Below are 12304 nucleotides of genomic sequence, written 5' to 3'. Positions count from 1 at the left end.
ACACGGATTTCGACCGCAAGCTCTGCATCCACATGGCCAGCCGGGCGGCGGAGCGGAAAGGTGGTCGCGGGAATTCAGACCAGTTGCTAAGACGCCGATGTCCGTATCTGCCCTGTCGCGCATGTAAACATGCGCTGCCGGACAGTGAATGGATGGCCGGGGCTGTTGGATCGGCAACCGGACGGTTGAGCGGTTGCGGCGGTCCCTGAAGGGCGAATGTGTCTGCCTAAACGCTTTTGAAACCGGCTCTGAAGCCCGTGCGGGGATCAGTACACGGATGGCCTGTTACAACGCCGAACGCCGGCATTCGACCCATGGCATCTTGCCCCCCGGATGAGGCCTGTGAAAACAAAATAGAAACCATGAGAATGGCAGCCTGATGCGAAACCCTGATCCACCTTAAACGAGCTGCAAACTGGTCAAAAAAGCGCGGCCACCTCTGTTCAGTAGCGGCCGCAATCACAGCATCAACCGGTCTTGCCTGAACAAGCAGAATGGCATTCGCTTCGTGCCGCTGGCAAGAGCTGGAGCCGCAAGTTCCTTGACCGGGGAATTGAGAGTGTATATCGGGTCAACACCACACATCAAAAGCGTATTAGCAAGATTACAGCCACCTGAACGAAGGTGCAGAGTCCAGTCAAACGTTAAAATTTCTGCTGCTGAAGACAGCTGAACGAAACTTTAACAACGGGCGGTGCCCGCCTTTGGACTTAAAACCGGCTATGCGTCTTGCCTTTGCCTGCCTTATGGTTTCCTTGTTAGCAGTTGCTGCTGCGGCACAAAGCTTCCCGGTGAGGCTTGAAACCCGTTTTGGGGACGCAAACGTCCCGGCAAAACCCCGCCGCATCGTTTCGATCAGCTTTATCGGCCATGACTTCCTGCTGTCGCTTGGTGAAACCCCAGCCGCCTTGCGGAATTGGTATGGCAACGATCCTTCCGGCGTCTGGCCCTGGGCCCTGGAGGTCATGGGAGAGCGCCGTCCGGCGGTCTTACGGGGCGGCATAGATATCGAGGCGGTTGCCGCGCTTGAACCCGATCTGATCGCCGCCCAGTGGTCTGGCATCACAGAACGGGAATACGCCCTTTTGTCACGCATTGCCCCCACCCTTGCACAGCCGGCCGGGTTTGGTGATTACGGTACCCCCTGGCAACTGATGCTGCGGCGGCTCGGCGCTGCCACTGGCACAACGGACCGGGCGGAGGCGGTAATCGCACGCATCGGCAAGCGTTTCGAAGAACTGCGTGCAAGCCATCCCGATTGGCAAGGCGCCAGCGCTGCCATGGTCTGGGCCGGGCAGACCGGAGCATTCACCAGCCGCGATATCCGCGGCCGCTTCCTGGAAGATCTCGGCTTTCAAGTGCCCGCTGAAATCAACACGGCCGCAGGCGTCAATAGTTTTCACGCGCTGATCCCGGCCGAGGCCCCCGCACCTATCGACGCGGATGTGCTGATCTGGCTCGACTACGGCGGTTCTGCATCAGAGATTGCCCGGATGCCGCTGCGCCCGACCCTGCGCGCCTATAGGGAGGGCAGGGAAATCCACGCGGATCCGCTACTGGCCGCTGCTCTGTCCCACTCCAGCCCGCTCAGCCTGGATTACGCGCTCGACCGCCTGGTACCGCTGCTGGAGGCAGCATCGGACGGGACCCCCGCAACACCGGTTCCTGGAATGGCTGAGGCCGGACTGCTGCCCGGGGGATATTAAGATGCCTGACACCGCACTTGCCCTGGCAGCTCCTCGCCGCCGCGCCGCCCTTTCCAGCCGTGCGCTTTGGCTGACTGGATCGCTTGCGGCATTGATACTGCTTGCCGCAGTATCTTTGCGGCTAGGCCTGCGCCCCGTCAGCTGGGCCGAGGTCTGGCAGGCTATGAGCGTTTATGACCCGGCCAGCGCCGAACAGATCGTCATCCGGCAGATGCGGCTGCCGCGGCTGCTCGGCGCTGGCCTGACAGGTGCCGCGCTGGGGATTTCCGGAACGCTGATCCAGGGGCTGACCCGCAACCCTCTGGCCGACCCGGGCCTTCTCGGCATCAACGGCGGCGCCGCGCTGGCGGTGACCGGCTGCATCCTGCTGCTGGGCATCACCGATCCCGCGGGTTTTGTTTGGGCCGCCCTTGGCGGCGCGCTGGCGGCGGCCCTGTTGGTGGCCGTGCTCAGCGGCGGTTCTCTGGCCAGCCCGCTAAGGCTGCTGCTGGCCGGCGCCGCCATCAGCGCTTTGTTCCTTGCTCTTACCCGGGCGCTGCTGCTGGCCAGCCAGCAGGCGCTGGACGTTTACCGTTTCTGGGTACTCGGCGGCTTTGACGGGATCCAATTAGAGACAATCGCAGCGCTCGCTCCCTTTTTCGTTTTGGGCGCGCTGGCGGCGTTGGCGGCGGCGTCAGGCCTCGACGCCCTGCTGTTGGGCGAAGACAGCGCCCGTGGCCTGGGCGTACGCACCGGCGCGGCGCGGCTGCTGGCCAGCGCCGCAATCGTGTTGCTAAGCGGCAGTGCCGTCGCCCTGGCCGGCCCGATTGCTTTTGCGGGTCTTATCGTGCCGCATCTGGCCCGCTGGGCCGCTGGGCCAGGCCTGCGCTGGAGCCTTGCCCTGTCTGCCCCCTTTGGTGCCATTCTTCTGCTTGGCGCCGATCTGGCCGGTCGTCTGCCGCTCTTTGGCGGCAGCCTGCAGGCCGGGGTGATGACCGCGCTGTTGGGCGGTCCCGCATTGATCTGGATGGTACGCCGGAACGGAGCCCGAAGCCTGTGAACTGGACCTTTCGTATCGCCTCCCTCTCGCTGCAGATCCCGCGCCAGACCGTTCTGGCAAGCGCTCTGCTGCTGGCCATGCTGCTGGCATTGGCTGCATTTGCAGCACAGCTTGGCAGCTACCCTCTTGGTCTCACCCGCAGCTTACAGGTGCTGGCAGGTCAGGGCAGCGCTATGGAACAACTGGTTCTGCTTGATCTCCGTCTGCCGCGCATCTTGTCCGCTCTCGGCGCCGGAGCCGCCTTTGGCCTCTCCGGGGCTATCTTCCAAGCGATGCTGCGCAACCCGCTCGCCTCACCCGATGTGATCGGCTTCAACGCCGGTGCCAGCTGCGGTGCCCTGGCGGCGCTGATCATCACCGGTGGCCTGGTGCTGCCAGGCGCAATTGCCGGAGCGCTGCTGACCGCCGCCGCCGTCACCCTGCTGGCGTGGAAGGGCGGTTTGTCCCCGGCCCGGCTGATCCTCACCGGTATCGGTGCCGGTCTCGCGCTCAGTGCCACCGCCGACCTGCTGCTCAGCCGCCTTGACATCCAAAGCGCCGTCAGCATGGCGCATTGGCTCACCGGCTCGCTGAACGCGCGCAACTGGGACGACGCGGCCCGGGTCTGGGCCGGGCTGGCCCTGCTGGCGCCTCTGGTGCTCTGGCTGCAGTTCCCGCTTGCCCGGCTGCCTCTGGGCGAGGAGACCGCCGCCGGATTGGGCCTGAACCTGCCTGCGCTGCGGCTGGCGCTCACCGTGACCGGCACCCTGCTGGCGGCACTGGCGGTCAGCACCGCCGGGCCGCTGCCCTTTGTGGCCTTTGCCGCGGGCCCCCTCGCCCGCGCGCTTAGACCCGGCGGGCACCCAGCCCTGCCAGGCGCGGCCCTTGCGGGCGCGTTGATCACCCTGCTTGCTGATACCGTTTCCCGTGCTCTGCCCGGGATCCAGCTGCCCGCCGGCGTTTTCACCGCCCTTGCCGGCGCGCCGTTGCTGATCTGGATGCTGCTGCGCCACTTCCGCAAAGGACCGTTCTGATGCTCAATGCCTCCAACGCCCCAAACGCCCGCCTGCGTGCAGAGAACCTGTCAGCTGCCTATGCCGGGACCCATGTGCTCACTGACCTGAACGCAGAAATCCCCGATGGCAGCATTACGGTCATCGCCGGCCCCAACGCCTGCGGCAAATCCACCCTGCTGCGCGCCCTGGCACGGCTGCAGCCCGCCGCCGCGGGCCAGGTCATGCTGGACGGCAAGGCAATCCACCGTCAGCCCAGCCGCTCTGTCGCACAAAGGCTGGCGATCCTGCCGCAATCCCCCGCAGCCCCCGAAGGGATGACCGTCCGCGACCTTGCCGCCCGCGGCCGCACTCCGCATCAGTCCCCTTTGCGGCAATGGTCCCGCCAGGATGCCGCCGCCATTGATCAGGCGCTGGAACGCACCGGCATGGCCCCCCTTGCCACACGGCCGCTTGAGGCGCTTTCCGGCGGCCAGCGCCAGCGCGCCTGGATTGCCATGGCGCTGGCGCAGGACACCGGTATTCTGCTGCTGGACGAACCCACCACCTACCTTGATCTGCCGCATCAGATCGAGCTTTTGAAACTGGTGCAGGCACTCAACCGCGAGACCGGGCGCACCATCGCCATGGTGCTGCATGACATCAACCTCGCGGCCCGCTTTGCCACCCATATGATCACTCTCAAGTCCGGCCGCGTTCATTGCCAGGGCACTCCCGCCAAAGTGGTCACCGAGACCGTCATGCAGGAGGTGTTCGGTCTCCCATGCCGGATCATCCCAGACCCGCTGCATGGCACCCCCCACGTGATCCCGGAATGAGGCCCGCACCGATGAACAGCCTTCCCAGCTTCCCCCTGCAGGCCGAGGCTGATCTGCCCGCCTTGCCCTTTGCCGCCGCCCGGCCGGCACTGCGTGCCATGGCGCAAGAGCATGAATTGCCGGTCGTCCACGAGACTGAAGCCAGCCTCACGATCGAAGTCCCCGCTTTTGGCCGCTACCGCTTTACCGCGGAGGGAACAGGCACCGCGATCCGGGTATCAGCTGCGCTGCCGGACCGGCTCCACATGCTGAAAGAGGGCTTTGCCGAGCACCTCGAACACCTGCAGCCTGGAGCGGCGGCTTCACTCCGCTGGCCGGATAATGGCGTCGTGAGCACACGGCCTCCGGATGTGCAATTCACCACCTTGCTCTCCGTCATTCCGTTGGGCCGCAGCTTTCTGCGCATCCGCTTGCAGGCGCAGGATCTGTCCGGCTTTGGCGATGATGCCATCCACTTCCGCCTGCTGCTGCCGCCCGCAGGCTGCACCGATCCGGAGTACCCGAAGCTCGATGCCGGCGGCCGGACAGTTTGGCCCAAAGGCGCCAAGACGCTGCACCGGCCGGTCTATACCGCCCGCAATGTCTGCGCCCAAAGCGGTCTGCTGGAATTCGACCTGTTCCTGCATGCCGGCGGCCGGGCCTCTGCCTGGGCGCAAAACGCTGCCGCGGGTGATCAGCTGGCCATCGCAGGCCCCGGCGGCGGCGGCATTCCGAATACGGAAGAAATCCTGCTTTACGCTGATGAGACCGCCCTTCCCGCAGCAGCCCGCATTCTCGAAACCCTGCCGCCCGGCACTTGCGGCAGCGCCACGCTGCTTGCCGATGGCGGCGCCGCCTGCGGGTATCCGGTCACCGCCCCGCCCGGCATTTCCTTGCGCTGGCTGGACCGGCGGGTCGGAGACAGCCTCGGCCTATGCGCCCGGGCGGACTTCCCGCAGCACCCCGGCGCCTTCCTCTGGTTCGCCGGCGAAAAATCCGAGGCCCAACCCTTGCGCGCCGCCGCCCGGGCAGCCGGCGTGCCGCCTGGCCAAAGCTATATCGCAGCCTATTGGAGCCTGCCGTAACCCATCGGCTTGCCGCCGCAACGCCGCGGCGAGGTTCCGGTCTGCAGGGCGTTCCATCTCTCTGCCTACGGACCTAACGGGACATGAAAAGCCGGAAAAAACCGCTCCAAATCAAGAGTTACGGCCGCGCCACCGTTGACTCTTCACCCGTTAAATGTATGGTGCCGCCACCCAGGAATGTCCCAGGCGATATTTGCAATTTGCCAACCAATAGGGCCGGTTTCCTGCTGCAGCGCAGCCTGGCCGAAAAACCTGGGACTACAGTGATGACAACCCTACCCTCCCCGGCCGCTACCGGCCGGCCCGCTTTGCGAGCGCTGCTTTGCGGCACCGCGCTTAGCGCCTCTGCGTTCGCCGCCCAACCCGCTTCAGCACAGGAAGAGGACGTGCTGGAGCTCGCGCCGATCATCGTGCGTGACAAGCTGCAATATGCCGGCGCCGTCGACAGCTATCTCGCGCCCGCCTCCGAGACCGGCGTCAAATCCGGCGTGCCGCTGGCCGAGGTGCCGCAGTCGATCTCCGTCGTGACCTCTACCGAGCTGGAGCGGCGCCAGCCCGCCCAGGTCGAGGACGCAATCAGGTTCACCCCCGGCATCAACCCCTCCACCTGGGGCACTGATGACCGGTTCGACCAGTTCTCGATCCGCGGCTTCGACATGGGCACCAGTGCGCTTTACCGCGACGGGCTGCCGAACAAGGCGCACAATTTCGCCAGTTTCAAGATCGACCCCTACATGCTGGACCGGGTCGAGGTGCTGCGCGGCCCGGCGGGTGTTCTTTATGGCTCCAACGACGCAGGCGGCCTGGTCAATCTGGTCACCAAACGTCCCACATTTGAAAACGAAGGCTCTGCCTATGCCGGTTACGGCAGCTTTGGCACCGCCGAGGCCGGCCTGGACGTATCCCGGGTACTGAATGCCGAAGGAACGCTGGCCGGACGGCTGACGGTGCTGCTGCGCGACGGCGAGACCGAACTGGACAATTCCCACAACGACCGGAATCTGGTTGCGGGTAGCCTGACCTGGGCGCCCAGTGACGACACCAGCCTGACGGTGCTGATGCACCTGCAGCAGGACGAGCGGACCCCGCTGCAATGGGTGCCGCAAGCGGGCGTGGAATATGACGCGGCCCTCGGCAGCCTGCCCGAGAACTTCTATACGCGGCAGTCGGGCTTCAATTCCTATGAGAGCGAAAGCGGCTCCATCGGCTGGGAGTTCTCGCACCGCTTCGGCGACGGCTTCACCTTCAATCAGAAGACCCGCTATGCCCGCGACAAGATCGACTACCAGCACCTGTACCTCGCCTCGACCGACTTTGCGACCGGCAACATGGGCTATACCGCACAGGCCAACACCGAAGAGGCCTATAACCTGGGCTTCGACAACTACCTGGAATGGAAACGCGGCGGTAACAGCCTGATCGTCGGCGCCGACTACCAGCGCCGCAAAACCGAATACCGCCAGCACCTGGCCTATGGCGCTTATTCCGTCAGCTTCGCCAATCCGGTATTCGATTTCAACGTCGCCTACCCGCCGCTGTCGGCATATAACCGGGAAGAATATACTGAAAAAGGGATCTACCTGCAGAACCACCATAAGTTCAGCAACGGTCTGGCCGTCACCGCGGGCCTGCGCCGCAGCTGGTTCGAAAATGAAATCGACGATCTGCTGAATTCCACCGCCCAATCGCAGAAGAACGCAGCAACCACCGGCATGCTGGGCCTGACCTACGAGATGGCCAACGGCATGACCCCCTACGTCAGCTATACCGAAGGCTTCGTCCAGAACTTCGGCAAGACCATCGCCGGCGCGCCTCTGGACCCCTCCGAAAGCAAACAGTGGGAAGCCGGTTTGCGCTATCTGCCGGAACACGGCAGCTATATGCTCAGCGCCGCCGTCTTTGACCTGCGCAAGACCAACGTGAAGGACTACGACCGCAACGACCCGACCTGGAGCAGCTTTACTCAGGAAGGCGAAATCCGCTCCCGCGGGCTTGAGCTGGAGGCCCGGGGCCGGATCACGGACAATCTGCAAGGTGTGTTCGGCTATACTTACCTGGACACCGAGATCACCAAATCTCTGGTTGCAGGCCTCACCGGAAACGACAACGCCATGGCGCCGCCGCATCAGCTGTCGCTATGGCTGGACTATGATGCCGCGGCCCTGCTGCCGGGTCTCAGCATCGGCGGCGGCATCCGCTACAATGACGATGCCTTTGCCACCCAAAGCAACGCACGGGTGACGCCCTCCTACACGCTTGCCGATCTGGCCCTGCGCTATGAATGGCAGGAAATGGAGGTGAACCTGCGGGTCTCCAACCTGTTTGACAAGGGTTACGACAGCATCTGTTACGACGGCTACGGCTGCTCTCGCGGAGAAGGCCGCACCGTGTCGTTCACTATCGGCAAATCGTTCTGATCAAAAAAACAGCGGCACGGGGATAACCCGTGCCGCCTTTGTCCGGTCGGCAGCCGGGGCTTTTTCAGCCCCGGCTGCTGCCATTACGCGCCTGCAAAAGCCCGCTCCAGCGCCGCCTTGAAACGGCCATGGAACAGTTGATCGCCAATGATGTGCAGATGGTTGGTGCCAGGCACCACTTCCGCCGGTTCGGCGCGCGGGGATACCTGCCGCCAGTCCACCAGATTCAGACCCCGGCTCAGCGTGTCCCCTGCACTGAAGGAGGCCACCGGCACATTCAACTGCGCCAACTGGTACTGGCGAAACACCAGCGCGTTGTCGATCAACACCCAGAACGTATGCTCGCGGCTGGAAACCTCGGGGCCGTCAAAGGGCAGCGGCTCTGCCTCGTTGCCGATGAAACGCAGGAACTGGTCATAGCAGAGCGCATCCATCGCCCCGATCAGCGCGTCCCACTGTGACCGCATCCTGGTCTTGCCCAGCCACGCCTGCAGCTCCGCTTCCAGCGTCTCCCGCTCGCCAAGAGCAAAGCGCGGCACCGCGCCAGGAGCAAAATCGCGGCCCAGATCGCAGACATCCACCATGCCGATCATCCGCAGATCCACCTCTCCCTGCAGCTGTCGCGCCGCCTCCCAGGCCAGAAGACCGCCCCAGCTCCAACCCAGAAATGCGCAGGGCCGCCCGGCGCTTTCCCGGCGGATATGTTCGACATAAGGCGCCACCACATCCTGCACTGACACGTTCAAATGCTTCTCTTCATTGAGCGAATGGCACAGGAAGCCGGTCACTGGCTGATCCTCTCCCAGAAATGCCGTCAGCCGCAGGTATTCGCGGGTCGACACCAGCAGCCCGGGGAAACAATACAGCATCGGCCTTGAGCCGGTACTGCGCAGCGCAATCGCCTGCCGCCCCGTGGCATCCCCTGCCTCAAGCCGCCGTGTCAGGGCCCGGACCGTCGGCGCATCAAACAAGTCCGCAATGGTCAGCGCAATGCCCGGCCAGGCTTTGCGCATGCGGGCCAGCACCTTCAACGCGGTCAGCGACCTGCCGCCCATGTCAAAGAAGTCATCGGTCACGCCCATTTCCGGATTGCCGATCTCTTCCCGCCAAACCGCCAGCACCGCGGCTTCGGCCTCCCCGGCTGGGGCGGCACCTTCGCCGGCACGCCGCCGCACCCCCGGCAGCGGCAGTGCCGCCCGGTCAACCTTGGCATTGGGATTGGTCGGCATCCGCTCCAGCACAACAATGGCTGAGGGCACCATATGCCGGGGCAGCTGCGCCTCCAGCGCCCGCATCAGTTGCTCCTCCTGCACGTCCCGCGGCGCCACGGCATAGCCGACCAGCCGCTTTTCGCCACCATCCTCGCGCAGGAGAACCAGCGCTTCGGAGACCCCCGGCTGCTGCAAAAGCGCCGCTTCGATCTCGCCCGGCTCGATCCGGTAGCCATTGAGCTTCACCTGATGATCCACCCTACCGAGGAACTCGATGGTGCCATCCTCGCGCCACCGCCCCAGATCGCCGGACCGGTACATCCGCGCACCTGAACGCCCATCCAATTCCGGTGCAAAAGGGTCGGGAATGAACCGGTCCGCGGTGGTGCCGGGCCGGTTCACATAGCCGCGCGCAACTCCCTCGCCACCCAGGTGGATCTCTCCCACCACCCCGACGGGGCACGGCATCAGCTGCGCATCCAGCACATAGGCGCGGCGGTTGCCCACTGCCCGGCCCAAGGGCGCATAGGCGCCTTCGAAACGGGTGCCGGCCCGCACCTTCCAGACCATCGGCGTCATGATGGTTTCGGTCGGCCCGTAGCCGTTGATCAGCAGGGGCGCCCGCAGCTCCCGCGACAGCAGGTCAAAGGTTGCTTGCGCCAGCCCTTCGCCGCCGAATGAATAGAGCCGCATATCCGGCGCCTCGCCGGTTTCTTCCGCCCATTCCGCCAGCTGCTGCAGGTAGGTCGTCGGGATCGAGGCATTGTTGCAGCCGTATTTGCGCATCGCGGCAAAGCTCTGCTCCGGCGTCCACAGCACGCCGTCCGGGATCACCGCCGAACCGCCCATCATCAGAGGATTCATCCAGCGCTCATGCCCGCCATCCGAGGAGAACGGCAGGAACGGCAGCTCGCGGCTTTCGCTGCTCATCTCATAAACACGCGCCGTATCCTGCAGATGATCGCTGAGCGGTCCATGTTCCACCGCAACGCCTTTCGGCTTACCGGTGGAGCCGGAAGTATACATGATATAGGCCATCTGGTCCCGATGGATGGCGACATCCGGGTCCACCTCCGGCTGACCTGCCCCGGGATCTTCGTCCAGGCACAGGATCCGGGCCTTGAGCCCCTCGGGCAGCTTGTCCAGGTGGCAGCGGCGGGTGATCACCGCCTGCACGCCTGCGTCGGTCAGTATGTGGTGATTGCGGCTTTCCGGATGGTCCGGCTCCAGCGGGATATAGGCGCCGCCTGCCTTCAGCGCCGCCAGGATCGCCATCACCGCCTCGTTGCCGCGTTCGACCATGACGGCCACCGGCACTTCGGCGCCAACCCCCAGCGCCCGCAACCGGTGCGCCAGCCGGTTGGCCCGGCGGTTCAGGGTGCCGTGGCTCCAGGCCTCGCCACCGCAGATCAGCGCCGTTTTGTCCGGCGTCAGGCAAGCGTGGCCGGCGATGATCTCATGCACCATGCGGGGATCGTTGACCGCGCTGTCCTCATAGGGCGCCGACAGCGTGTTCAGTTCCTCGCCGCTCAGCAAGGCAATCCGCCCTGCCGCTTGCTCCGGATCCGCCAGCCCGGCATTCAGGACCCGCTCCAGATGCGCCAGAAAGCGCCCGATCAAGGCAGGCTCGAACAAGTCCCGCGCATAGCTGGCCCGTAGGATCACCCTGCCATCACCGCTCAGACGCACCAGCAGCATCAACTCCCCCTGCGCCGCAGGGTCCGGCAAAGTGCAAAACGCCAGCCCATCCGGCAGCGGCACATCCCTGCGCACATGCAGGGTGACGGCTCCCAAAGGATGCCGGTCCGCACCCTCGCGGCGCAGCATGTCCTGCACCAGGAATTCCGAAGGCACTGCGCGCGCCCTGCCCCGCTCCAATTCCGTTTGCACCTGTTCCAGCACAGCTCCTGCGCTGCTGCCCGGATCAATTCGCAGCCGCAGCGGCAGGATGTCTTCACTGCGCCGCACCGCCTGCGCCTGTACGGAACCGGTTGCAAAGCGCAGATCCCCCTGCCCGCTGCTGCGCGACAGCACAATGCCAAGCGCGGCAGCGAAACGTGCTTCCGCTCCGGTGCTTTCACTGTGCAGGGTTTCCGCCAGCGCCGGCTGCAGCACATGTTCTGCACGGCCCCGTGCGACGTCTTCGCTGCCGCCGTGCCGGTGCGGCAAACGGGCAACCGCACAGGCCGTGTCCTCCAGCATCTCCCGCCAGCCAGACAGCTGATCCCGGCCCGTTTCAGTTGCAGCCCCAACCGCTGGAACAGCAACATCCGCCTCTCCCGTCAACGCGCGGGCAAAGCCCAGAGCCACAGCGTTCAGCACCCCTGCATCGCCAAAGGCCGGGTGCAAAGCCACGCCGAACAGATGGTCCCTGTCATCCGTTGCGACACAGGCAAAGGCCCCCGCGCCGCCGTCCAGATCAAAACGCATCCCGGCCAGCGCGGCCTCCAACTCCTCAGCCGGGCGTTCCGCCAGTCTAATCCGGTTCCTCTCCTGTTCAGAGCGGCGCATCTCGCCGCCCGCCTGCCGGTGAAGGCGGGCACAAAAAACCGGATGCGCTTCCAAGACGGCTTCCGCGGCCTGCCGGACCTCAGCGATTTGCCAGCGCGCATCCGCCCTGAGCAGCAGCACCTGCACCCCGTAGGGCGCCAGCTGCCCCACTTGATCATGAGCGCAAACCTGTTTTTCACCCGGTGTCAGCTCCATCTCCGCATCTTCAAGCGCCAGTGTGCCGCTCATGCCATCGCCTCCTGCAGTGATTCGGGACGCGGGTCGGTCCAGCGCGCCTCAATCTCCGCGAGACAGGCACTGCGATCCGCAGGCATGCTTTTGGCCTGCCATCCCGCAGGAACCGGCAGGTTTGCAGGCCAGACGGACCAGCGGCCTTCACTGTTGCTGACGCAGATCCATTGATCGTGTCCAGGTTGGGTCATTTTCGGGTCTCCATTCATCTCTTGTCCCCGGAAAGACGCAGCACATCGCCCGCGGTTCACCCCGCCCAGCAAAAAACTTGCACCTGGCTTATGAATTTCCCCGCCACGCCTGCGTCAAAGGTCA

General features: G+C 64.8%; 8 protein-coding genes and 1 pseudogene. 7 read left to right on the top strand and 2 right to left on the bottom strand.

All coding sequences use genetic code 11. The features are described from left to right. Positions 1-148: 148 nt before the first annotated feature. The 7 genes and pseudogenes from K3555_RS04645 to K3555_RS04615 form a co-directional block, all read left to right on the top strand. Positions 149-319, top strand: a pseudogene (locus tag K3555_RS04645) (integrase core domain-containing protein); the annotation flags it as partial. A gap of 472 nt (positions 320-791) precedes the next feature. Next, complete coding sequence (locus K3555_RS04640; RefSeq protein WP_260007568.1) at positions 792-1706, top strand: ABC transporter substrate-binding protein; 915 nt, start codon at positions 792-794, stop codon at positions 1704-1706. A 1-nt stretch (position 1707) separates the two neighbouring features. Next, complete coding sequence (locus K3555_RS04635) at positions 1708-2745, top strand: iron ABC transporter permease (RefSeq protein ID WP_260007567.1); 1038 nt, start codon at positions 1708-1710, stop codon at positions 2743-2745. After that, positions 2742-3758 carry an iron chelate uptake ABC transporter family permease subunit gene (locus tag K3555_RS04630; protein WP_260007566.1) on the top strand — a complete coding sequence of 339 codons (1017 nt, stop codon included), beginning with the start codon at positions 2742-2744 and terminating at the stop codon, positions 3756-3758. The genes K3555_RS04635 and K3555_RS04630 overlap by 4 nt, the downstream gene beginning before the upstream one ends. Then, the gene (locus K3555_RS04625) at positions 3758-4555 is read left to right on the top strand and encodes an ABC transporter ATP-binding protein (protein ID WP_260007565.1); all 798 of its coding nucleotides are present in this window, start codon (positions 3758-3760) and stop codon (positions 4553-4555) included. The genes K3555_RS04630 and K3555_RS04625 overlap by 1 nt, the downstream gene beginning before the upstream one ends. A gap of 11 nt (positions 4556-4566) precedes the next feature. Further along, positions 4567-5619 carry a siderophore-interacting protein gene (locus tag K3555_RS04620; protein ID WP_260007564.1) on the top strand — a complete coding sequence of 351 codons (1053 nt, stop codon included), beginning with the start codon at positions 4567-4569 and terminating at the stop codon, positions 5617-5619. 386 nt (positions 5620-6005) lie between these two features. After that, on the top strand, positions 6006-8036 hold the full coding sequence (locus K3555_RS04615; protein ID WP_260007562.1) for a TonB-dependent siderophore receptor: 2031 nt from the start codon (positions 6006-6008) through the stop codon (positions 8034-8036). A gap of 83 nt (positions 8037-8119) precedes the next feature. On the opposite strand, the gene K3555_RS04610 is transcribed toward K3555_RS04615, so the two are convergent. Further along, a complete protein-coding gene (locus K3555_RS04610; protein WP_260007561.1) occupies positions 8120-11986 on the bottom strand; it encodes an amino acid adenylation domain-containing protein in 3867 nt (1288 codons plus the stop codon). Further along, a complete protein-coding gene (locus K3555_RS04605; RefSeq protein WP_260007560.1) occupies positions 11983-12180 on the bottom strand; it encodes an MbtH family NRPS accessory protein in 198 nt (65 codons plus the stop codon). Before K3555_RS04605 ends, K3555_RS04610 begins: the two co-directional genes overlap by 4 nt. Positions 12181-12304 lie beyond the last annotated feature (124 nt).

The sequence above is a fragment of the Leisingera sp. M527 genome, assembly GCF_025141525.1.
Lineage (GTDB): Bacteria > Pseudomonadota > Alphaproteobacteria > Rhodobacterales > Rhodobacteraceae > Leisingera.
Note: the sequence above shows the minus strand (reverse complement) of the source record. Positions and strands in the feature narration are given on the sequence as shown.